At 70.7% G+C, this 21,413-nt stretch carries 20 protein-coding genes; 7 read left to right on the top strand and 13 right to left on the bottom strand.

The genetic code is table 11. The features are described 5' to 3' along the window. Window positions 1–18 precede the first annotated feature (18 nt). The 11 genes from recQ to AC3ENX_RS08445 all read right to left on the bottom strand — a co-directional run bounded on the left by recQ (window position 19) and on the right by AC3ENX_RS08445 (window position 12,432). On the bottom strand, window positions 19–2,118 hold the full coding sequence (gene recQ / locus AC3ENX_RS08395) for a DNA helicase RecQ (RefSeq protein WP_434811416.1): 2,100 nt from the start codon (window positions 2,116–2,118) through the stop codon (window positions 19–21). Between the two features lie 54 nt (window positions 2,119–2,172). Further along, the gene (locus AC3ENX_RS08400; RefSeq protein ID WP_434811417.1) at window positions 2,173–2,376 is read right to left on the bottom strand and encodes a hypothetical protein; all 204 of its coding nucleotides are present in this window, start codon (window positions 2,374–2,376) and stop codon (window positions 2,173–2,175) included. A 32-nt stretch (window positions 2,377–2,408) separates the two neighbouring features. Beyond that, entirely contained in the window at window positions 2,409–2,948 is a 540-nt protein-coding gene (locus AC3ENX_RS08405) for a DUF1697 domain-containing protein (protein ID WP_434811418.1), read from the bottom strand. A gap of 48 nt (window positions 2,949–2,996) precedes the next feature. Next, window positions 2,997–5,630 carry a DEAD/DEAH box helicase gene (locus AC3ENX_RS08410; RefSeq protein ID WP_434811530.1) on the bottom strand — a complete coding sequence of 878 codons (2,634 nt, stop codon included), beginning with the start codon at window positions 5,628–5,630 and terminating at the stop codon, window positions 2,997–2,999. Between the two features lie 58 nt (window positions 5,631–5,688). Next, window positions 5,689–7,146, bottom strand: coding sequence for a sodium/solute symporter (locus AC3ENX_RS08415; RefSeq protein WP_434811419.1), 1,458 nt, complete (start codon window positions 7,144–7,146; stop codon window positions 5,689–5,691). Next, window positions 7,143–7,529: a heavy metal transporter gene (locus AC3ENX_RS08420; protein WP_434811420.1), complete on the bottom strand. Its 387-nt coding sequence runs from the start codon at window positions 7,527–7,529 to the stop codon at window positions 7,143–7,145. Before AC3ENX_RS08420 ends, AC3ENX_RS08415 begins: the two co-directional genes overlap by 4 nt. Continuing rightward, window positions 7,526–8,296 (bottom strand): LytR/AlgR family response regulator transcription factor, encoded by a 771-nt coding sequence (locus tag AC3ENX_RS08425; protein WP_434811421.1) that lies wholly within the window; start codon window positions 8,294–8,296, stop codon window positions 7,526–7,528. The genes AC3ENX_RS08420 and AC3ENX_RS08425 overlap by 4 nt, the downstream gene beginning before the upstream one ends. Before the next feature lie 37 nt (window positions 8,297–8,333). After that, window positions 8,334–9,524, bottom strand: a complete 1,191-nt coding sequence (locus AC3ENX_RS08430; RefSeq protein WP_434811422.1) for a sensor histidine kinase — start codon at window positions 9,522–9,524, stop codon at window positions 8,334–8,336. A 221-nt stretch (window positions 9,525–9,745) separates the two neighbouring features. After that, window positions 9,746–9,988 carry a YbdD/YjiX family protein gene (locus AC3ENX_RS08435; RefSeq protein WP_434811423.1) on the bottom strand — a complete coding sequence of 81 codons (243 nt, stop codon included), beginning with the start codon at window positions 9,986–9,988 and terminating at the stop codon, window positions 9,746–9,748. A 4-nt stretch (window positions 9,989–9,992) separates the two neighbouring features. Beyond that, a complete protein-coding gene (locus AC3ENX_RS08440) occupies window positions 9,993–12,272 on the bottom strand; it encodes a carbon starvation CstA family protein (RefSeq protein ID WP_434811424.1) in 2,280 nt (759 codons plus the stop codon). Window positions 12,273–12,309: 37 nt separating this feature from the next. Further along, window positions 12,310–12,432, bottom strand: coding sequence for a hypothetical protein (locus AC3ENX_RS08445; protein WP_434811425.1), 123 nt, complete (start codon window positions 12,430–12,432; stop codon window positions 12,310–12,312). Between the two features lie 52 nt (window positions 12,433–12,484). Here AC3ENX_RS08445 and AC3ENX_RS08450 point away from each other — a divergent pair, with 52 nt between their 5' ends. From AC3ENX_RS08450 to AC3ENX_RS08480, 7 genes are all read left to right on the top strand, one after another. Then, window positions 12,485–12,835, top strand: a complete 351-nt coding sequence (locus tag AC3ENX_RS08450) for a GNAT family N-acetyltransferase (protein WP_434811426.1) — start codon at window positions 12,485–12,487, stop codon at window positions 12,833–12,835. Continuing rightward, on the top strand, window positions 12,835–13,791 hold the full coding sequence (locus AC3ENX_RS08455) for a pirin family protein (RefSeq protein ID WP_434811427.1): 957 nt from the start codon (window positions 12,835–12,837) through the stop codon (window positions 13,789–13,791). The genes AC3ENX_RS08450 and AC3ENX_RS08455 overlap by 1 nt, the downstream gene beginning before the upstream one ends. Window positions 13,792–13,839: 48 nt before the next feature. After that, entirely contained in the window at window positions 13,840–14,400 is a 561-nt protein-coding gene (locus AC3ENX_RS08460) for an ECF transporter S component (protein WP_434811428.1), read from the top strand. Between the two features lie 47 nt (window positions 14,401–14,447). Further along, on the top strand, window positions 14,448–16,304 hold the full coding sequence (locus AC3ENX_RS08465) for an ABC transporter ATP-binding protein (protein WP_434811429.1): 1,857 nt from the start codon (window positions 14,448–14,450) through the stop codon (window positions 16,302–16,304). Further along, window positions 16,301–17,134, top strand: a complete 834-nt coding sequence (locus tag AC3ENX_RS08470; RefSeq protein ID WP_434811430.1) for an energy-coupling factor transporter transmembrane component T family protein — start codon at window positions 16,301–16,303, stop codon at window positions 17,132–17,134. The genes AC3ENX_RS08465 and AC3ENX_RS08470 overlap by 4 nt, the downstream gene beginning before the upstream one ends. 65 nt (window positions 17,135–17,199) lie before the next feature. Continuing rightward, on the top strand, window positions 17,200–18,078 hold the full coding sequence (locus tag AC3ENX_RS08475) for a siderophore-interacting protein (protein WP_434811431.1): 879 nt from the start codon (window positions 17,200–17,202) through the stop codon (window positions 18,076–18,078). Then, window positions 18,075–18,653, top strand: a complete 579-nt coding sequence (locus AC3ENX_RS08480) for an ECF transporter S component (protein WP_434811432.1) — start codon at window positions 18,075–18,077, stop codon at window positions 18,651–18,653. The genes AC3ENX_RS08475 and AC3ENX_RS08480 overlap by 4 nt, the downstream gene beginning before the upstream one ends. Window positions 18,654–18,864: 211 nt before the next feature. Here AC3ENX_RS08480 and AC3ENX_RS08485 read toward each other — a convergent pair whose 3' ends face one another. Continuing rightward, window positions 18,865–20,028, bottom strand: coding sequence for an acyl-CoA dehydrogenase family protein (locus AC3ENX_RS08485; RefSeq protein ID WP_434811433.1), 1,164 nt, complete (start codon window positions 20,026–20,028; stop codon window positions 18,865–18,867). Window positions 20,029–20,281: 253 nt separating this feature from the next. Beyond that, window positions 20,282–21,289 (bottom strand): M15 family metallopeptidase, encoded by a 1,008-nt coding sequence (locus tag AC3ENX_RS08490; protein WP_434811434.1) that lies wholly within the window; start codon window positions 21,287–21,289, stop codon window positions 20,282–20,284. Window positions 21,290–21,413: the final 124 nt, after the last annotated feature.

The raw sequence follows: 21,413 nt of genomic DNA on the forward strand, positions 1-21,413 counted from the left end.
TCCGCGGTCAGCCTACGGTCAGTCGGCGGCGATCACAGCGACCACGGCTTCGCCGTACGCCTCGCGCTTCTTCGCGCCGATGCCGGTGATGCCCTCGAGGTCGGCGGTCGTGCGGGGTCGATGCTCGGCGAGAGCGCGCAGCGTCGCGTCGCCGAAGACGATGTAGGCGGGCACGCCCTGCTCCTTCGCGACACCGGCGCGCCAGGTGCGCAGCGCCTCGAACAGGTCGCGGTCTCCGTCGGCCACCGCATCCGCCGCCGACGCCTTGCGTGCCCGCGACCCACCGCCGGTGCGACCGAGCACATCGCGACGCAACGGCACCGGCTCATCACCGCGTAGCACAGCGGCAGCCGGGTCGCCGAGCGCGAGCACGCCGTACTCGCCGCGGGCGACGAGGATGCCGCGGGCCAGCAGCTGCCGCACGACCGAGCGCCAGTCCTGCTCCGACAGGTCGGCGCCGAGGCCGTAGGTCGCGAGCTTGTCGTGGCCCTGCTGGCGGATGCGTTCGGTCGAGCCGCCGCGGAGGATGTCGATGAGGTGCCCGGCGCCGAACGCCTGGTTGCGCTCCCGCTGCAACCGGACGATTGTCGACAGCAGCTTCTGTGCGGGGACCAGGCCGTCCCACGTGTCGGGTTCGGTGAGGCACGTGTCGCAGTTGCCGCACGGGTCGGAGGATTGCCCGAAGTAGCCGAGCAGGTTCACGCGGCGGCACGAGACCGTCTCGCACAGGGCGAGCATCGCGTCGAGGTGCTGCCCCATGCGCATCTTGTAGGTGCGGTCGCCGGGACTCTGGTCGATGAGGCGCCGCTGCTGAACGACGTCGGCGAGACCGTACGCCATCCATGCGACGGCCGGTTCGCCGTCGCGGCCGGCACGACCGGTCTCTTGGTAGTACCCCTCGACCGATTTCGGCAGGTCGATGTGCGCGACGAAGCGCACGTCGGGCTTGTCGATGCCCATGCCGAACGCGATCGTCGCGACCATGACGACACCCTCGTCGCGCAGGAACCGGGCCTGGTTCGCCGCGCGCACCTCGGCCGGGAGGCCCGCGTGGTACGGCAGCGCGTCGACGCCCTGCGTGCGCAGGTGCTCGGCCGTCTGCTCGACCGACTTGCGGCTGAGCGCGTAGACGATGCCAGATGCGCGTGAACCCGGTGGTTGAGTGCCGGGCCCCTGGCCCGGTGTATCGAAACCGCGGATGAACGCGAGCAGTTGGCGGCGCACCTCGGCCTTCGCCTCGATGCGGTACTGGATGTTGGGCCGGTCGAAGCTGGCGACGAAGTGCTTCGCGTCCGGCAGCCGCAGGCGCTCGGTGAGCTCCTTGTGGGTGGCGCGGGTCGCGGTGGCAGTGAGAGCCATGCGCGGAACACCCGGGAACCGCTCGTCGAGGTCACCGAGCGCGAGGTAGTCGGGACGGAAGTCGTGACCCCATTGCGACACGCAGTGCGCCTCGTCGATCGCGATGACACTGAGCGCCCCCCGCTGCAGCAGCGCCGTGGTCGCGGGCACGCTGAGACGCTCGGGGGCGACGTAGAGCAGGTCGAGGTCACCGGCGAGATATGCCTGCTCGACGCCGGCACGCTCCCCCGGGCTCTGCGTCGAGTTGAGGTAGGCGGCGCGCACACCATTGGCGGTGAGCGCATCGACCTGATCGTGCATGAGGGCGATCAGGGGCGAGACGACCAGCCCGGTGCCGGGTCGCACGAGTGCGGGCACCTGGTAGGTGATCGACTTGCCGCCGCCGGTGGGCATGAGCACGACGGCATCCCCACCGTCGATGACGTGGCGGACGATCTCGCCCTGGTCGCCGCGGAACGCGTCGTACCCGAAGACCTCTTTGAGCACGGCGACGGGGTCGGCGCCGACATGGTCGCGCGCGTCGAGCTGCAGCACGGCAGGAGCGATCGCTGCCGGACGCGGGGCTGATGCGGGCCGCTGCGCAGGCTGCCGCGGCGGGGTGGATGCCGGGGTGTCGCGTGTCGCCCGTGACAGCGCACCCGCGTATCCGTCATACTCCGGCGGTGGCGGGGCGTCGTGGTCGTCTGGCGGAACGAGGTCGTCGGGATTCCAGTCGAGGTCGGCGTACGGGTCATCGCTCCAGCCGCCTGCTCCACTCACCCGCCCAACGATAGCCCGGGCCGCCGACACCCGGTGCCGGTCATCCCCACGCGCTCACTCGGAGGCCGAGCGCGGAAGGCCGGTTGCGGGGTCGAAGAGGTCCTCGGCAGCGGCCCCCAGATCCACGCCCGAGAACGCAGCCTGGGCGTCGGTGATGGTTGCGCGGAGTCTCATCGCCCGCGCGTCGGTGGCCCCAGCATCCTTGGCGCCGCCGAGTTTCTCGGCCTCCGCTGTGACGCGGTCTGACTTCTCATCCATGGTGCGCTCATCCCCCGCCATCCATTGTGTGCTCAGCACCACTTCGACGCGAGGGTGCGGACGACATTCGCGTTGCGGTTCGTGCCCTCGTCGAGCAGCTTCGCGGCGCCGAGCGGATCGACCTGACCGTCCTGATAGCCGGGCAGCAACAGGGCGTGCACGGCGCGTCCGCGCACCAGCATCCGACCGACATCCGTGCGGGAGGTCGCTTCGACCTGCTTCGCGCGGGCCGCCGGCAGCGGCGCCTTCAAGAGGTAGACATAGTGCCGTGCGAGCCCCGGGTGCGCCTCGTCGAGCGCGTCGGATGCGGCGGCGAGATCGGCGAACTCCGACGCCGAGAACACGATCGTCGGCACATCGAACCCGCGGTCGGCGGCGAACGCCTGCTCGAGCCGCTCGGCGATGCGCTCGGTCGACCGCATCCGGGTGTCGAAGCGCACATTGCCGGTATTGAGGTGGGTCGCGACGTCTTCGAAGCCGGCATCCGTGACGACGCGCTGGATGTCGGCCTTCGGGAAGATGCGCTTGGACCCGAGGTTGATCGCGCGCAGGAACGCGAGGTGCGTGGCCATCGCCCCATCATGGCCCGTGCCGGCGACACCCGGCCAGGGTCGCCCGTGTCAGAGTCGCAGGACCTCGGTCACGGTGAGCACGGCAGTGCCGGCCTCGACGGATGCCGCGAGGTCCACGGTGCCGCGGATGCGCCAGTCGTGATGCCCCTCGGGGTCATCGAGCGTCTGCTCCACGAGCCAGCGCTCAGGCTCCTCGACGATCTGCACGAGCCGGGGCGAGCGGGCGGGGCCGCCGGTGAGCAGTTCGGCGTGCTCGTCGTAGTAGTCATCGAGCGCCGCCGGCCAGTCCACGTCGGGGTCGAGTTCGGTGAGCGCGTCGTCGTCCTGCAGCGCGGCGAGCTGCACCCGGCGGAACAGCTCGTTGCGCACGAGCACCGTGAACGCGCGGCGGTTCGCGATGACCGACGGGGGCGCGGGCGGCACGACGGGGGCATCCGGGTCGTCGGCGGGATTGGCGAGGGCCTCCCACTCGTCCATGAGGCTCGAATCGACCTGGCGGACGAGTTCACCCAGCCACTCGATGACATCCATCAGGTCGTCGGTGCGAGCGTCGGCCGGAACGGTCTGCCGGATCGCCCGGTACGCGTCACTGAGGTAGCGCAGCACCAGGCCCTCACTGCGGCCGAGTTGGTAGAACGACACGAACTCGCCGAACGACATCGCCCGTTCGAACATGTCGCGCACGACCGACTTGGGGTGCAGTTCGAAGTCGCGCACCCACGGCTGGCTCGACGCGAACACCTCAAAGGACTGCGCCAGCAGCTCATCGAGCGGCTTCGGGTAGGTGATCTCTTCGAGCAGCGCCATCCGCTCGTCGTACTCGATGCCGTCTCGCTTCATCGCCGCGACCGCCTCGCCGCGCGCCTTGTACTCCTGCTGCCCCAGGATCGCGCGCGGGTCGTCGAGCGTCGCCTCGATCACGCTCACGACGTCGAGCGCGTAGTGGCCGGTGCCGGTCGAGGTACGTGCCGAACTCCTGAGATTCGGCGTGGGATCGGCCGAATCCGGCTCCCCCGGGCCCACCGGCGTGGATTCTCCGGAGTTCGGCACGGGGAGGGTGTCCGACTCGGGATCGAGGAGGTCGAGGGCGGCGAGCGCGAACGGCGACAGCGGCTGGTTGAGGGCGAAGTTCGGCTGCAGATCGACGGTGAGGTGGATGCCGGCGTCATCCACCTCCACGATCTCGGCGGCGCGCAGGGTGCGGAAGATCGCGAGGGCGCGGCGGGCCAGCTCGTACCGGCGCGCGGGCGGCTCGTGGTTGTCGAACACGAGCGAACGGACCGCGCCGAACACGTCACCGCCTCGGCCGATGACGTTGATGAGCATCGCGGCCGTGAGCTGCAGCTGCGGCACGAGCGGTTCGGGCTGGGCGGCGACGAGCCGTTCGAACGACCCCTCGCCCCAGTTGACGATGCCGGTGGGCGCCTTCTTCCGAACGATCTTCTTGCGTTTGGCGGGGTCGTCGCCGGCCTTCGCGAGCGCGACGGCGTTCTCGATCTCCCACTCCGGCGCCATGACGGCGACGTTGCCGTACGTGTCGTAGCCGGCCCTGCCCGCACGCCCCGCGATCTGGTGGAACTCACGGGCGGTGAGCTGCCGCATCCGGGTGCCGTCGTACTTGCTGAGCGCCGTGATCAGCACCGTGCGGATGGGTACGTTGATGCCGACGCCGAGCGTGTCGGTCCCGCAGATCACCCGCAGCAGGCCACGCTGGGCGAGGGTTTCGACGAGGCGCCGGTAGCGGGGCAGCATGCCAGCGTGGTGGATGCCGATGCCCGCCCGCACGAGCCGCGACAGCGTCTTGCCGAATGCCGTGGTGAACCGGAATCCGCCGATCGCCTCGGCGATGGCATCGCGCTGGGCCCGGTCGGCGACCTTGACGCTGGAGAGTGCCTGGGCGCGCTCGACGGCGGCGGCCTGCGAGAAGTGGACGATGTAGACGGGGGTCTCGTGCTCTTCGAGCAGCGATGCGACGACATCGTGCACCGGGCGGCGTTCGTAGGAAAAGTGCAGCGGCACAGGGCGTTCGACGCCGGTGACGAGCGCCGTGGCGCGGCCGGTGCGGCGGGTGAGGTCATCGGCGATGTCGGTGACGTCGCCGAGGGTCGCCGACATCAGCAGGAACTGTGCCCGGGGCAGGGTGAGCAGCGGTACCTGCCACGCCCAGCCGCGCTCGGGGTCGCCGTAGTAGTGGAACTCGTCCATCACGACCTGATCGACTGGGCCCACGCGCCCGGAGGCTCCGGGCGGCGCGGTAGCGACGCCTGGAGGGGGCGTGGGGACGGCATCCGCTCCTTGGCGGAGGGCGAGGTTCGCGAGGATCTCTGCCGTGCAGCACACGATCGGCGCGTCGGGGTTGACCGACGAATCGCCGGTGACCATGCCGACCCGCTCGGCGCCGAAGATCTCGACGAGTGCGAAGAACTTCTCGCTCACAAGCGCCTTGATCGGCGCGGTGTAGTAGGTGCGGCCGCCGCGAGCCAGGCACGCCGCGTGTGCTGCGACGGCGACGAGCGACTTGCCGGTGCCGGTGGGCGTCGCGAGCACCACGTTCGCGCCCGAGACGAGTTCGATGATCGCTTCGTCCTGTGCCGGGTACAGCGCGAAGCCGCGGTCGCCCGCCCAGCCCGCGAACGCGTCGTAGACGTCGTCGGGTTCGGATCCGGCGGGGATGCGGTCCATCAGCGGCGTCGGATCGGTCACCACACGAGTCTGCCCCACGCTCGCGCGCCGCGGCGCGTCAGGCCCGCTCGGGCCGGTGCAGGCGGGCGAGATACCGGTCGGTGTGCGGCGGCGGGTCGCGTCGGTCAAGCAGTGAGACGGCGACGGTGACGGCGGTGGCGAGCGGGATCGTCCAGGCGGCGGGTTGGGCGAGCAGCGGGGCCGCGACGCCGACGCCGTCGACGGCGGCGTGCACGACGAGCGAGAGCGTGCAGGCGACGGCCCCGGTGACGATCCCGGCGACGGCACCGCGCGCGGTGAGTCCGCGCCACCACACCCCGAGCAGCAGGACGGGCGAGAGGGTGGATGCCGCGAACACGAACACCGCGCCGACGCTCGAGACGAGTCCGGCCGGTGCAGTGACGAGCGCCACGACGAGCGGCACGAGCGCGCAGACGACGGCAGCGAGGCGGAACGAGCGGACCGACCCCGAGAACACGTCCTGGCTGACGACACCCGCCAGCGACACGACGAGCCCGGCCGAGGTCGCGAGGAACGCGGCGAAGGCGCCGGCGACGACGAGCGCCGTCAGCAGTTCGCCCAGCAGCCCGGGAAAGACGCGCGACGGCAGCAGCAGGGCGACCGTGTCGGCGATGCCCGGTTCGGCGAGGTCGGGGGCGAGCGCGCGGGCGAGCAGCCCCATAGCGCTCGAGACGGCGTAGAAGACGCTCACCATGACGATCACGAGCACCGTCGTGCGGCGCGCGGCGACGCCGTCGGGGCTCGTGTAGAACCGCACCAGCACGTGCGGCAGGCCCATGGTGCCCAGCAGCAGCGCCAGCATGAGGGATGCCGAGGCGTACGCGTCGAGCCCGGCCGGCCCCGCCGCGGGCGGGAACAGCTCGGCGACGTCGACCGGCTGCGGGCCGCCGGTGAACACGAACGCGATGCACACGACCGGCACGAGCAGCGCGGTGAGCTTCAGCCAGTACTGGAACGCCTGCACGAACGTGATCGCCCGCATCCCACCCGCCGCGACCGCCCCGGCGACCAGCACCGCGATGAGGACGGCCCCGACCCAGGTGGGCAGGCCGGCGACGACGGCGAGCGTGATGCCGGCGCCGTGCAGCTGCGGCACGATGTAGAGCCATCCGATGACGAGCACCATGATGCTCGTCACCCGCCGCGCGAGCTGTGACTGCAGCCGCGCCTCGATGAAGTCGGGGATCGTGTAGGCACCGCTTCGGCGCAGCGGGGCCGCGACGAACACGAGCACCAACAGGTAGCCGGCAGCGTACCCGATCGGAAACCAGAAGCCCTGCGCACCGCCGAGGAGCACGGCGCCCGAGAGCCCCAGGAACGTGCCGGCCGAGAGGTATTCGCCGCTGATGGCCGACGCGTTCCACACCGGCCGCACCGTGCGCGAGGCGACGAAGAAGTCGCTCGTCGTGCGTGAGACCCGCACGCCGTACACGCCGATCAGCACCGTGACGAGTGCGACGCCGGCGACAGCGGTGAGGTCGAGCGCGGGGTTCACGGGCGCTCCTGCAGGGCGCGGTACCGCTGCTCGTTGCGGGTCGCGGCGCGCGCGTAGAGCAGCGCGAAGAGTGCGATGACCGGATAGAACGCGAACGCGTGGAGCAGCCACGACAGTGGGATGCCGGCGATGGCGACATCGTCGAGTTCAGGCACCCACACCAGCGCAACAGTCATCGCGACGACCACCACGACGAACCCCGCGACGGTGCCGAGCGCCAGCCGCAGCTGGGTTCGGCGCAATGCACGGCTGTACACGGCATCCGCTTCGTCGGCGGGCGCGCCGGGGAGGGCGATGCCGCGCGTCGGGTCGGACCTGCTCGACCCCGCGGGGCGTGCCGGGGCGCCGGTGACGCGCACCCGCTTCGGCGCCTCACCCGTCATCGCCCGGTGCCTCGCTCCGAGCCCCGCTCCGAGCCCCGGTCGCTGCCTCGGTCGCCGACGAGGGCGTCGCGCACGGCGGGCAGCAGCCGTCGGCTGACCGGCAGCGACACCGCCCCGACCGACACGGTCGGCTCACCGCCGCCGAGGCGGGCTTCGGTGACCGCCGCGGCGTGCACGAGGTAGGAGCGGTGCACCCGCACGAACCCGACCGCCTCCCAGCGCTGTTCGAGTTCGGAGATGGGGATGCGCACGAGGTGGCCGACGGCATCCCCGCCATCGGTGTGCAGCCTGGAGTAGTCGCCCTGCGCCTGCACCCACCGCACGTCGCTGCGGCGGATGAACCGCACCGTCTGGCCCACCGTCACGGGCACGACGTCGTCGGGGTCTGCCGGTTCGCCGCCGGTCGCGGCGAGGTCGATCGCCCGGTCGACGGCGCGACGCAGCCGCTCGGCGCGCACCGGCTTCAGCAGGTAATCCACGGCCCGAAGATCGAACGCGTCGACAGCGCGCGCATCGTCCGCCGTGACGAACACGACCGCCGGGGGTGTGGCGAGGCCGGCGAGTGCGGTGGCGAGTTCGAGCCCGGTGAGGCCGGGCATGTGGATGTCGAGGAAGGCGACGGCGACCGCCCGCTCCGACAGCTGCCGCAGCGCGTCGGCACCGGAGGTCGCGGTGAGGATCTCGCCGATGCGCTCGTCGGCGCGCAGCAGATGCACCAGTTCGTCGAGCGCTGGGCGCTCGTCGTCGGCGACGAGCACGTCGATCACGGGGGCACCTTTCCGGCGTTCGTTCAGGCCGCTCGCGTCAGCCGGCATCGGTGTGATGCATGGGCTGCGACTTGGGGATCCGCATCCTCACCAGGGTACCGGCGCCGGTCGCCGTCTCGACGATGAGTCCCCCGTCGGGGCCGTACAGCTGTCGAAGCCTGGTGTCGACGTTGCGGATGCCGACGTGCGCACCGTCTGCGGCGGTCGTGAGCAGCGTGCGCAGTGCGTCGGGGTCCATGCCGACCCCGTCGTCTTCGACCGTGATCTCGGTGTGGGTGTTGTCGTCGCGCGCGGCGAGGCGGATCGTGCCGCCGCCCTCGCCCGGCTCGAGCCCGTGGCGCACGGCGTTCTCGACGATCGGCTGCACCGAGAGGAAGGGGATGACGGTCGCGAGCGTCTCGGGCGCGACCGTCAGCGTCACCTGCAGGCGCTCGCCGAAGCGGGCCCGTTCGAGCTCGAGGTAGGAGTGGATGCTGCGCAGTTCGTCGGCGAGCGTCGTGAACTCCCCCTGCCTGCGGAACGAGTAGCGGGTGAAGTCGGCGAACTCGAGCACGAGCTCACGCGCACGTGGCGGATCGGTGTGGATGAACGAGGCGATCGCGGTCAGCGCGTTGTAGATGAAGTGCGGCGAGATCTGGGCGCGCAGCGAGCGCAGTTCGGCTTCGGCGAGCGCCGTGCGCGAGGCATCCAGCTGTCCGAGTTCGAGCTGCGCCGCACACCAGTCGGCGACTTCACCGGCTGCCCGCACGAGCGTCGCGCGCACCGGCGCCGCGAACGCGACGACGACGCCGATCGTGTCGCCGTCGACGACGATGGGCGCGCCGACCGCCTCGAGCTCGTCGCCGCCCTCGCCGCGGGGGAACACCTGTCGCCGCCCCGTCGTCCGCACGCGCGCCGCGATGCGCGACGCGGCGCTGTCGAGGCTCGCCTGACCGGGGTGCCCGTCGAAGGCGACGACCCCGTCCGAGCCGACGATCGCCACGGCCGCACTGCCGAGCAGTGACCGCAGATGGCGGGCCGCCCGCTCGACGTCGGGGGCGTCGAGCCCGCCGCGCAGGTGGGGAGCGGCGAGGCTCGCCTCGTGCAGCGCCCGGAATCCGGCCTGCTCGGCATCGCTGCCGAGGTCGGACGCACCCTTCGCGAGCCGGCGCGCGAGCAGCAGCAGCACCGTCAGCGCGACGCCGCCCGCCACCCCGAGCACGGCGGCCAGCACGGTCGCGTCGGTCATGCGCTCAGCCTAAATCGCGGGAGTGGCCGTTGCCGTGGTGCCCGTCCGGCAATACGCTCACGGCATCCCGAGACGAGAGTGAGCATCCGATGAGCCGACGCGTGACGATCGTGCTGTGCGTGATCGTCGGGCTCGTCGGGGTGGCACTCATCGCGCTCTACGTGACGGGCAATCTGGGCAACGCCGCGATCCCGTGACGCGCCGGTCGCAGACACCGCCGCTCAGCAGCAGCGGGCGCCGGGATTGCGGTCCTGGTCGTCCATCTTCTGCCGCCAGAACTGGCGTTCGGTCAGCGGCTCGGCCTCGGGGTGGGTGCGGCGCTGGTGCGCGACGTAGACCGCGTAGGCGTTGTCGCCCATGAGCGAGGTCAGGTACCAGCGGATGCCGCGGCCGACCCGCACCACCTGTGCGACCGCGCGGGTCGACAGGCGGGTGCGAGCAGCCGCGGCATCCGTGGTGGTCATCACGTCAGTGTCCTCGGCGTGCCGTCTCGCGACGTTCGTCGGCGAGGATCGGCTCCCACTGCTTCTCGAGCGCGCGCTCCGACGCGGTCGGGATGAACCCCGCCGGGGCGTAGCGGCGTGACGGCACGGCCTCGTCTTCGGTGTTCTCGCCGCCACCGGCAGCGATCGCACGGATCGTGTAGACGACGGCCGCAATGATCACGATGATCGCGAGCACGACGAAAATGATCGACAGGGTTCCCTGCACCGCCGTATTGCGCATAACGGCGCCGATGACCTCGGGGGTGCCGAGGCTGTCGTCGCCCGATTCGAGCGCCGCGCGGTACTTGAAGTGGTTCGCCCAGTATCCGATCGCGGGCACCGGCGAGAAGATCTTGTACATCGACGCGGTGATCGTGATGACGGCGGTGAAGGCGAGCGGCACGGCGACGATCCACAGCCACTTGACCGAGCTGCGACCCCGCTTGGCGACGATCGCCATGACGACGGCGAGCGCGATCGCGGCGAGCAACTGGTTGGCGATGCCGAACAGCGGGAAGAAGGTGTTGATGCCGCCCAGCGGGTCGGTGACACCGAGGATGAGGATCGTTCCCCAGCCGGCGACCATCAGCGCGGTGCAGGTCCACACGCCCGGGCGCCACGAGACGTCGCGGAACTTCGGGAACCAGGCGCCGATCGAGTCCTGCAGCATGAAGCGGGCCACACGGGTACCGGCATCCACCGCGGTGAGGATGAACAGCGCCTCGAACATGATCGCGAAGTGGTACCAGAACGACATGAGCGCCTGACCGCCGAGGGCCTGCTGCATGATGTGCGCGAGGCCGAGCGCGAGCGTCGGGGCCCCACCGGTGCGCGAGACGATCGACTCTTCGCCCACGTCGGTCGCGGTACCGGTGAGCATCTCGGGCGTGAGGTTCACGCCCGTCAATCCGAGCGAGTTCACGAACGCGACGGCACCTTCGACCGTGCCGCCGGTGAGCGCCGATGGGGCGTTCATGGCGAAGTAGATGCCCTGGTCGATCGAGATCGCGGCGACGAGCGCCATGATCGCGACGAACGACTCCATGAGCATGCCGCCGTAGCCGATGAAGCGGGTCTGCCGCTCCTTCTCGACGAGCTTGGGGGTGGTGCCCGACGAGATGAGCGCGTGGAAGCCCGACAGCGCACCGCAGGCGATCGTGACGAACAGGAACGGGAACAGCGGACCAGAGAAGACCGGCCCGAGGCCGTTCTCACCGAAGATCGTGACGGCGGGCACCGAGATCTCGGGGCGCACCAGCACGATGGCACCGGCGAGCATGACGATGACGCCGATCTTCATGAACGTCGACAGGTAGTCGCGGGGCGCGAGCAGCAGCCACACCGGCAGCACGGCGGCGATGAAGCCGTAGATGATGATGCCGATCGCGATCGCGGTGCGGTCGAGGTGGAAGATCGCCTGGCCCCACTCGGTGCCGGCGACCCAGCCGCCGCCGATGATCGCGAACATGAGCAGCACGAAGCCGATGAGCGAGACCTCGGTGACCTTGCCGGGCCGCAGGAAGCGCAGGTAGACGCCCATGAACAGGGCGATCGGAATGGTCATCGCGACCGAGAAGACACCCCACGGGCTCTCGCCGAGCGCGTTGACGACGACGAGGGCGAGGATCGCGACGATGATCAGCATGATCAGCAGCGACGCGATGATGGCTGCGGTGCCGCCGATGCGGCCGAGTTCCTGCCGGGCCATCTGACCGATCGTGCGGCCGCCGCGGCGCATCGAGAAGAACAGGACGGTGTAGTCCTGCACGGCACCGGCGAGCACGACGCCGACGATGATCCAGATCGTGCCGGGGAGGAAGCCCATCTGTGCGGCGAGGACCGGGCCGACGAGGGGGCCGGCGCCGGCGATCGCGGCGAAGTGGTGCCCGTAGAGCACACGGCGGTCGGTGGGCACGTAGTCCTTGCCGTCCGACCGGACTTCGGCGGGAGTCGCGCGCTTGTCGTTCGGGCGCAGCAGGTGGCGCTCGATGACCTTCGAATAGAAGCGGTAGCCGATCAGGTAGGTGCAGACCGCGGCGAAGACGAACCAGATGGCGTTGACGGTCTCGCCGCGCACGACGGCGAGCATGACCCAGGCCAGGCCGCCGAGCAGGGCGATGGCGACCCAGATCGCGATCTTCAGGGGGGTCCAGCGGCGGTCTTTCGCGTCGTCCTCCTCAGAGAGGGCGACGGGAGGAAGGTTCGGATCTGTGGCGATGTCCGGTTCATCGACGAACTCGGACCGTGACGAAGGTGCAGTCATCGGATCTCCTGGTGTGGGCGGCGTCGTTGCGCGCAGTTCAGATTAGGGAGCCGGGTGCACGGCCGACGCGCTCGGCGCCGACGCGTGCGACGAGCGGTGCGGATGCCGCGACGAACGGTGCTTCGATCCAATGCGACTCGCCCTGGCCATGGCGGAACATCGCCCCGCCCGCCTACGTTGGAGCCAGGACACAGGCACGAGAGGAGTCGCCGATGAGCGAAGCAGCCGAGACGACCGTGACCCGCAACGACGAGAAGCGCCGCTACGAGATCCAACTCGACGACGGCACCGTGGCAGGCTTCACCCTCATCCGCATCGACGAAGAGGGCCGAGTCGTGTTTCCGCACACCGAGATCGACCCTGCGTTCTCGGGCCGAGGCCTCGCCGGCACGCTCGTCGCGCAGGCGCTCGCCGACGTTGCCGCGCGCGGCGAGACCGCCGTGCCGGTGTGCCCCTATGTCGTGAAGTGGCTGCGCGAGCACGAGGTGCCCGGGCTCGACGTGCACTGGCGTACGACCGCCGACGAGCAGGGCAGCGACGACGTCGACGACGCGGAACACTGATGACCCGCCTCGACGCGGGCGAGGTCGAGCACGAAGGCGCCGCCGACTGCGACGGTCCGCGCGCGCTGCTGCTGGAGGCGCGAGACGTGCCCCTCGGCGGGGTGCGCGGCATGGCGGTGCACCGCAGCCTTCCCCAGCGCGACTTGCCGATGGTCGGCGCCTGGTGCTTTCTCGACCGGTTCGGCCCGCAGACCACGACGATGCGCGTCGAGCCGCATCCGCACATCGGGCTGCAGACGGTCACGTGGCCGCTCGAAGGCGAGGTGCGCCATCGCGACACCGTCGGCAGTGACGTCGTCGTGCGCCGCGGCGCACTGAACCTCATGACCAGCGGCGCGGGCATCGCGCACTCGGAGTATTCGCTCGGCGACGGTGATGTGCCCCTCGACGCCCTGCAGCTGTGGGTGGCGCTGCCCGAAGCTCGTCGCCACGGCGCGCCCGACTTCGAACGCCACGAGCACCTGCCGACCGTCGATCTCGGCGACGGCGCGACCGCGACCGTCGTCGTCGGCTCGTTCGCGGGCGTGACCTCTCCCGCGACGATGCACACCCCGATCGTGGGCGCCGAACTGTTCGTGCCGGCCGGATCGCGAGTCGCGCTGCCGCTGAACCCGGACTGGGAGCACGCGCTCGTCGCGGTCGCCGGTGACCCGCTCGTCGAACACACGACGCTGCCCGATCAGGCGCTGCTGTACCTCGGCATCCACCGCGACGCCGCCCAGATCACGGCCGAGCGCGACACGACGCTGTTCCTCATCGGCGGCGCCCCGTTCGACGACGAAATCGTCATGTGGTGGAACTTCGTCGCCCGCTCCCACGACGAGATCGTCGCAGCCCGCGAGGCGTGGGAGGCGGATGCCGACCGATTCGGGCACGTCGTCGGGCACGGCGACGAACGCATTCCCGCGCCGCCGATGCCGGGGGTGCGCCTGACCCGCAGACGGCGCCGCATCTGACCGATTTCTCACGGCCGACGCCTCACCGCACGCCGGTACGCTGAGTGCGTGGCCCGAACCCCGCAGTTGTCGACGCGCGTGCTGCTCGTGTGCGCCGCGATCGGCGTCGCAACGGGCATCGTCGGCGGCATCGCGGGCCTGCTGACCCCCGTCGTACTGCTCGTCGCGCCGTTCGCGTACGGCATGTTGCTCGGCGCGCACGTGCTGCCGGGCATCATCGCGCAAGAGGTGCTGCGACTGCCGCTGGTCGCGCTCACGACCCACGTGCTGGCGGCCCTCGTCTCGAGCGCGTTCAACCCTGCCTGGGCACCCCGGTTCATCGGCACGGCGCTGCTGTTCGGCGCGATCCAGGAGGGCGTCGCTGCCCTCACCCGCTACCGGTCGTGGGGCGCGTGGCGCTTTCTGCTGTCGGGAGCGATCGTCGGGGTGATCGTCGCGGTCGTCGTCTTCTTCGCCGTCGACCTCGGCAAGCTGCCCCTGTGGTCGCAGATCGCGTACCTCGTGCTATCGGTGCTGGCGCCCGTCGCGTGGACGGCGATCGGCCTCGCACTGGGCAGCGGGCTGCGCAAAGCCGGGGTCGCCCGCCCTGTGGTCGGCAGCCGAAGTTAGGTTAGGCTAAGCAGGCAAGACACCCCTCTCCTGCTGGGACCACACCCGTGACCACCGCCGCCTCCGGCGTCGACGCGGCCGCCGCACGCGCCGCATTCGCCCCCGCACCGCTCCTGCGCGTGCGGGACCTCGGCATCCGTCACGACGGTGCAGCGACCGCGACACCGCTGGCCGCGACCTTCGACATCGCCCCCGGTGAAGTCGTGCTGCTGCTCGGCCCGAGCGGATCGGGCAAGTCGTCGCTCGCGCTGGCGCTGAACGGCCTCATTCCGCAGTCCATCCCCGCGACCCTCGCCGGATCGGTCACGGTCGCAGGGCGGGATGCCGCGACCGAAACCGTCGCGCAGCTCAGCACGACCGTCGGCATGGTGTTCCAAGACCCCGACGCACAGCTCGTGACGGGCACCCTGCTCGACGAGGTCGCCTTCGGCCCCGAGAACCTGCGGATGCCCGTGGACGAGGTGCTCGCCCGCGCCGAGTCCGCGCTGCGGCGGGTGGGCCTGTGGGAGCGCCGCGCCGAGAATCCCGACCGGCTGTCGGGCGGCGGACGCCAGCGACTCGCGATCGCGTGCGCGCTGGCGATGGGGTCACCGCTGCTGGTACTCGACGAGCCGACCGCCAACCTTGATCCGGCCGGCATCGAAGACGTCTATGCGGCGCTCGACGAGCTCGTCCGCACCGACCCGAACCGCGCCGTGCTGCTGATCGAGCACAACCTCGACGCCGCGATCACCGTCACGCGCCGTGTCGTCGTGCTCGACGCGCAGGGGCGGACGGTCGCCGACGGCGCGGTGGACGACGTACTGCGCGCCCGCGCCGCCGAACTGCACGAGATGGGCGTGTGGCTGCCGGTCTCGACCATCGCGGCCCTCCGCCTGCAGCGTGCCGGGTGGCGCTTCAACCGCCTGCCGCTCACGCCCGACGAGCTGCGCGATGCGGTCGCAGCCCCGGCATCCGCGCCTGGTGCTGGCGCCGGCGCCGCGTCGCAGATTCGGACGGATGCCGCAGATTCGGATGATTCCGCCGCCTCCATCCGAATCCGTGAGCAATCTCCGAATCCGGTGACCGGCGCACCGGTCGTCGAGGTGCGGGGACTGACGCTGCAGCGCGGACGCGGACGGCACCGCGCGACGGTACTCCGCGATGTCGACCTCACGATCACGGCGGGCGAGTTCGTCGCCGTCGTCGGCGCGAACGGGGCGGGCAAGACGAGCCTCGCGCAGGCGATCGCCGGTGTCGTGCCGGTGCCGAAGGGCACCGTGCGCGTGGGCGGAGTGGATGCCGCGCGCGCCGACCGCCGCACCCTCTCCCGCCGCGTGGGCTTCGTGTTCCAGAACCCCGAGCACCAGTTCATCGCGCACACCGTCGCCGACGAGATCGCGCACGGCCTGCGTCTGCAGAAGCTGCCGGATGCCGAGGTGGCCGAGCGCACGGCCGACCTGCTGACGCGGTTCGGCCTCGAGCAGAAGGCGCAGCAGCATCCGTTCCTGCTGTCGGGCGGCCAGAAGCGTCGCCTGTCGGTCGGCACCGCGCTCGTCGCCGGCGCGCCGGTGCTCGTGCTCGACGAACCGACGTTCGGGCAGGACCGTGCGCGCGCAGACGAGCTGCTGGGCCTGCTGCGCGAGCTCAACACCGCCGGCACGACGATCGTCGTCGTCACCCACGACATGCAGCTCGTGACCGAGTACGCGACCCGCACGGTGATCGTGGGTGACGGCCGCATCGTCGCCGACGGCACGACCGACGAGGTGTTCGCCGAGGAAGCGCTCATCCTGCGCGCGGGACTGCGGTTGCCGCCGCTCGCGCGTGCACTGCACGACGCGCCGCATCCGCTGCTGGCCGGGCGCACCCGGCTCGCCGACCTGCCCGCGCCGCGCGTCGAGCCCACGGGAGCAGACGCATGAGCGCCGTGACCGCCACCGTGGACACGGTGACGCCCGACCCGTATGCCGCGACCCGACCCGCGCGGGGGTTTCTGTATCGCCTGAATCCGCTCGCGAAAATGGCCGCGCCGATCCCGGCGATGATCGCGCTCGTGTTCGTGCGCGACCTGCAGACGCCGCTCGTGTTCATCGCGGTCGCGTATGCGCTGCTGCTCATCGGCGCACGGCTGTCGTGGCGGATGCTGGCGCTGCTGCTGCTCGCCGTCCCCGCAGCGATCGGCGTGATCGCCCTCGGGATGTCGCTCTGGGCCGACGCGTCGCGAGTCGACCAGTCCTTCGTGCTCCTGCAGATCGGTGAGTGGCGACTGTACGGCGGCGCGCTCATGGTGGGCCTCGCCACCGGTGTGCGGCTCGGCGCGATCATCGCGTTGGCGCTCGTCGCCGGGCTCACGAGCAGCGGTCCCGACATCGTGCGGGCCACGGTGCAGCAGCTGCGGGTGCCGTACCGCGTCGGCTACACGGCGCTGGCGGCCTTCCGGTTCGTGCCGCGCTTCGCGCACGAACTCGACGTCATCCGTCAGGCTCACCGCGTGCGCGGTGCGCACGGCGGGCGTGGTCCGTTCGCGGCCCTCGCACGGTGGTGGGGCTACATCGTGCCGCTGCTGGCGGGCGCGATCCGGCACGCCGAACGGGTCGCCCTCGCGATGGATGCCCGCGCGTTCGGCGCCCACCCCGACCGCACCGAGCGGCACATCGTCACCTTCGGCGCGGTGGATGCCGTGTTCATCGGCGTCTGCTGGATCGGCACCGTCGTGGTGATGTGGCTCGGCTTCCCCTGGACCCTGAACTGATGCCCTGGGTTGACAACCTGGGTCGATGACCTGGGCTGACCGCCCGCCCGACGAAAGGACCCACGATGGCTCGCGCAAGCGCGCTCGTGAAGCCCCCCGCGCAAGACCTGCTGCACCTCGAGGTGCTGCGGACACAGCAGCTCTCGCCCCACTGGATGCGCATCACCCTCGGCGGCGGCGAGATCGAGAAGTTCACGCCCCTCGGGTTCGACCAGTGGTTCCGCATCTTCTTGCCGCTCGGCGGAGATGAGGGGCTGGAGCGCATCCCGGCGAAGGCGAACAAGATCTTCGGGTACCTGAAGTACCTGCGCATCCCCGACGGCGTGCGTCCCGTCATGCGCAACTATTCGGTGCGCGCGTTCCGACCCGCGACTGAAGCCCGTGGGGCCGAACTCGACGTCGACTTCGTGATCCACGGCAGCGGCCCGACGGCCGGGCCCGCATCACGGTGGGCGCAGTCCTGCCGCCCCGGCGAGAGCGTCGTCATCATCGACGAGGGCCTCGGCTTCAACCCCGAGCGCGGCGTCGACCGGGTCGTGCTGGTCGCCGACGAGACCGGCGCCCCCGCGGTCGCATCGATCTGCGCGTCGCTGCCGGCCACGGCATCCGGTGTCGCGATCATCGAAGCGCCCTCTGCGGAAGACGCGCTCGCCTTCGACGCCCCCGCCGGCGTCGAAGTGCGCTGGATCGTGCGCGGCGATGAGAAGCCCGGCATCCTCGCCCTCGACGCGCTGACGGCGCTCGATCTGCCGACCGAGCCGTTCCACGCGTTCATCGTCGGCGAGCAGTCGCTGCCGACCTCTGCCCGCCGCCACCTCGTCGCGCAGGGTGTGTCGAAGGACGCGATCAGCTTCGTCGGTTACTGGCGCACCGGCGCCGCCTCGCCGACCCCCAAGTCTCAGCTTCCCCAGGTATCAACGACCCGCGAAGGAACCCACGCATGAGCCGTGTCTCGACCGTCTACCTGCTCACCTGCGCCGCGATCGGCGTCGCCACGGGCCTGCTCGTCATTCCGGCGACCGCGTTCTCGACCCTGACCTACGCGGCGCTGCCGCCGCTGTCAGCCCTGGCCGCCGGCGCCTGGGTCATCGGCTTCGTCGTCGCAATGCGACTGCTCGAACGCCCGGGTGCCGCGCTGCTCACCGGCCTCATCTCGGGCCTGGTCGCCACGCCGCTGTCGACCACGGGGCCTGCGATCGTTATCACGAACGTCATGTTCGCCGCGTTCATCGAGCTGCCGTTCCTCGTGACGCTGTACCGTCGCTGGTCGCGCTGGCTGTACTACATCGGCGCCGCCGTGCTGACGGTCCTGTACGCGGCGTGGACCGTCATGGCCGCGGACATGCAGGCCTTCCCCGCCTGGGTGCTCGCGCTCTACGTCGCGTGCCTGTTCATCTCGGGCCTCGGCGCCGTCGCCCTCGGCATCCTCATCGCCGACCGCCTGCGCCGCGCCGGCGTCGCGAAACTCGCCCGCCGCCGCCCGGCCATCGAGGTCGAACCGGTCGCCGAACCCGCCTGATCGCAGGGGCTCCGGCCCAGCCGTGCACAACGTCGCCAATCCACGTCCCTGCACCCCGGAACCGGCCCCAACGGCCCGCAACCCGGACGGATTGGCGACGTTGTGCACGCGGCCTCGGGTAGAGACCCGCGGCCACGGGCACACCCTCCGCCACAAACGACGGATGCCGGGGCCCCGCCTGTGGCGGAGTCCCGGCATCCGGTGTGTCAGGTCAGCGCTTGCCGACGATCTGACGCGCGACGAGGTCGCGCATGATCTCGTTGGTGCCGCCGTAGATGCGGTGCACGCGGGCGTCGAGGTAGGCGCGGGCGATGGGGTACTCGGTGATGTAGCCGTAGCCGCCGTGCAGCTGCACGCCCACGTCGAGCAGTTCGGCCTCGCGGTCGGTGGCCCAGAACTTCACCTTCGCGGCCTCTTCGGCGCTCAGCTTCGCGTCCTTGTAGAGCAGCATCGCGCGGTCGATGTAGGCCCACATGACGTCGACGGTGGTGGCCATGTCGGCCAGCTGGAAGCGGGTGTTCTGGAAGTCGGCGATCCGCTCGCCGAACGCCTCGCGGCTGATGACGTAGTCGCGGGTCCAGTTGAACGCGGCCTCTCCGGCGGCGGCCGCTGCGACACCGATCGACAGGCGCTCGAGGGGCAGGTTCATCATGAGCTGGATGAAGCCGAGGCCCTCCTTGCCGCCGATGAGGTTCGCGTCGGGCACGAACACGTCGGTGAACGACAGTTCGGCGGTGTCCCAACCGTGGAAGCCCATCTTCTCGAGGGTCTTGCCGTGGTCGAAGCCCTCCATGCCGTCTTCCAGGATCAGCAGGCTGAACGCATCGGGACGGTTGCCCTCGCCGGTCTTCACGAAGGTGACGACGATGTCGGCGGTCTTGCCCGACGAGATGAACGTCTTCGCGCCGTTGACGATGTAGCCACCGTCGACCTTCTTGGCGGTGGTCTTGATGCCGCGCAGGTCGGAGCCGGCACCCGGCTCGGTCATCGCGAGGGCGCCGAGGATCTCGCCGGTCGCCATACCCGGCAGCCACTTCTCCTTCTGCTCCTGCGTGCCCATGTGTGCGATGTAGGGCACGGCCAGGTCGTCCTGAATGCCGAGGGCGCCGGCGAGCGAGCCGTGCCCGGCGCCGATGACCTCTTCGAGCACGATGGCGCGGTAGCGGTAGTCCTGCAGCATGCCTGCGCCGCCGAACTCTTCGGGAACGGACAGGCCGATGATGCCGGCCTCCCCCGCGGCGAGCATGGTGGCACGGTCGACCTGGCCGTCGGCCTCCCACTGCTTGCGCTTGTCTTCGCTGACGTAGCGCTTCATGAAGTCCTTGACGACGTCGCGGAATGCTTCGTGGTCCTCTTCGTAGATGTCGCGCTCCATGCGCAGACCTCCTCGGTGTGTTTCGGTGAATCCGGCTTGACTCTACGCGCGGACCGCGCCCCGCCGACAGGCGTCTGTGGGATCGGATGCCGCGACGTGCGGCACCGGATGCCGCAGTTTGTGGCATCTCGCCAACGACACCGCGTCAGACGGCAGCGCCGGGCGCCAGGAACCTCCCGACATGGCGGGCCCGGCCCGCTGCCCGAGCCCGGCCCGCTGCCCGAGCCCGTTCACGAAGACGACGTCGGGCACGTCAGTCGAGGTAGTCGGGGGCGGGGTCGAGGCCGAAGAAGTCCTCAAGGGTGTGGAATCCGCCGTCGTGGTAGGCGGCGGCCAGGTCGGTGCCGATGTAGCGCAGGTGCCACGGTTCCCACTCGTAGCCGGTGGTGCCGGTCTGCCCCGACTCGTAGCGCACGATGAAACCGAACCGCCAGGCGTTTTCGGCGACCCAGTCGGCCTGCGCGGTGGAGCCGAACCGTTCGATGCCGCCGCATCCGTTGCTGCATGCGATGACGTCGACGGCGAGGCCGGTCTGGTGCTCGCTGTGCCCGGGCCGCGCGCTCGTGAGGTCGGCGGATTCGCGGCCGAGCGAATCGACGTAGCCGTTGTAGGTGCCGATCTGGAACTCGTACGAACGGAACCCGCTGTTCACGCCGATCGCTCCCACCTCGTTCGCCGCGGCGGATGCCAGCTGCTCCAACGCGTCGGCGACGTCGGCGCGCATGTGACCGCCGCTCGTGCGCTGCACGCCGTCCGCCCTCGCCTGCGGCACGGGCCAGTAGTCGATCGGGTCGAGTGCCTGGTGCTTGTTGACGACGACCCAGATGCGGCCGGCTTCGGCCAGGTCGATGCAGGGCGCGTCGCCGCCTGACACCGCGGTGCGGAACGCGTCTGCGCCGCCGAAGGCTGCGATGACGTCGGCATCCGACCCGCTCTCGAGCGCGTCGGTGACGGCGGACTGTTCGCACGTCGCGTCGGATGCCGTGGTCTCGGCGACATCCGATTGCATGACCGGTGCCGGCAGCGCGGTGATGCCCAGCTCGGCAGCTGCCTGGACGTCTGGTTCTGCGGCATCCGTCGTGCCGATGCGCTCGTCGGGCGCGACCGTCGCCCCGGCGAGCGCGGAGCTGACGGCGACCGACCCGCCGACCGCGAGCACACCCCCGACGATCCACGCGGCGACGCGGCGCGCGCGCTCGGCGCGCCGGCGCTCCACCTGCCGCCGCGCACGGCGCGTCGACGGAACCGGGGAGTCGGGCATGCCCACCATTGTCGCAACCTCTGCCGTGCGGGTGGTCCAGGCGCGACGCACGTGGTCGGTGATCGATGGCGGACTTCGGCGTTATCTTCTGACTTGAGAGACTTTGTCTTGACGCATCTTCGTT

It is taken from the genome of Microbacterium sp. bgisy189, from assembly GCF_057707225.1.

Excerpts from the sequence above, each read along its gene's own strand:
- AC3ENX_RS08420 (WP_434811420.1), bottom strand. The coding sequence starts at position 7,529 with ATGACGGGTGAGGCGCCGAAGCGGGTGCGCGTCACCGGCGCCCCGGCA.
- AC3ENX_RS08440 (WP_434811424.1), bottom strand. The coding sequence starts at position 12,272 with ATGACTGCACCTTCGTCACGGTCCGAGTTCGTCGATGAACCGGACATC.
- AC3ENX_RS08480 (WP_434811432.1), top strand. The coding sequence starts at position 18,075 with ATGAGCCGTGTCTCGACCGTCTACCTGCTCACCTGCGCCGCGATCGGC.
- AC3ENX_RS08455 (WP_434811427.1), top strand. The coding sequence starts at position 12,835 with ATGACCCGCCTCGACGCGGGCGAGGTCGAGCACGAAGGCGCCGCCGAC.
- AC3ENX_RS08400 (WP_434811417.1), bottom strand. The coding sequence starts at position 2,376 with ATGGATGAGAAGTCAGACCGCGTCACAGCGGAGGCCGAGAAACTCGGC.
- AC3ENX_RS08435 (WP_434811423.1), bottom strand. The coding sequence starts at position 9,988 with ATGACCACCACGGATGCCGCGGCTGCTCGCACCCGCCTGTCGACCCGC.
- AC3ENX_RS08450 (WP_434811426.1), top strand. The coding sequence starts at position 12,485 with ATGAGCGAAGCAGCCGAGACGACCGTGACCCGCAACGACGAGAAGCGC.
- AC3ENX_RS08410 (WP_434811530.1), bottom strand. The coding sequence starts at position 5,630 with ATGGACCGCATCCCCGCCGGATCCGAACCCGACGACGTCTACGACGCG.
- AC3ENX_RS08475 (WP_434811431.1), top strand. The coding sequence starts at position 17,200 with ATGGCTCGCGCAAGCGCGCTCGTGAAGCCCCCCGCGCAAGACCTGCTG.
- AC3ENX_RS08470 (WP_434811430.1), top strand. The coding sequence starts at position 16,301 with ATGAGCGCCGTGACCGCCACCGTGGACACGGTGACGCCCGACCCGTAT.
- AC3ENX_RS08430 (WP_434811422.1), bottom strand. The coding sequence starts at position 9,524 with ATGACCGACGCGACCGTGCTGGCCGCCGTGCTCGGGGTGGCGGGCGGC.
- AC3ENX_RS08445 (WP_434811425.1), bottom strand. The coding sequence starts at position 12,432 with ATGTTCCGCCATGGCCAGGGCGAGTCGCATTGGATCGAAGCACCGTTC.
- AC3ENX_RS08405 (WP_434811418.1), bottom strand. The coding sequence starts at position 2,948 with ATGGCCACGCACCTCGCGTTCCTGCGCGCGATCAACCTCGGGTCCAAG.
- AC3ENX_RS08485 (WP_434811433.1), bottom strand. The coding sequence starts at position 20,028 with ATGGAGCGCGACATCTACGAAGAGGACCACGAAGCATTCCGCGACGTC.
- AC3ENX_RS08490 (WP_434811434.1), bottom strand. The coding sequence starts at position 21,289 with ATGCCCGACTCCCCGGTTCCGTCGACGCGCCGTGCGCGGCGGCAGGTG.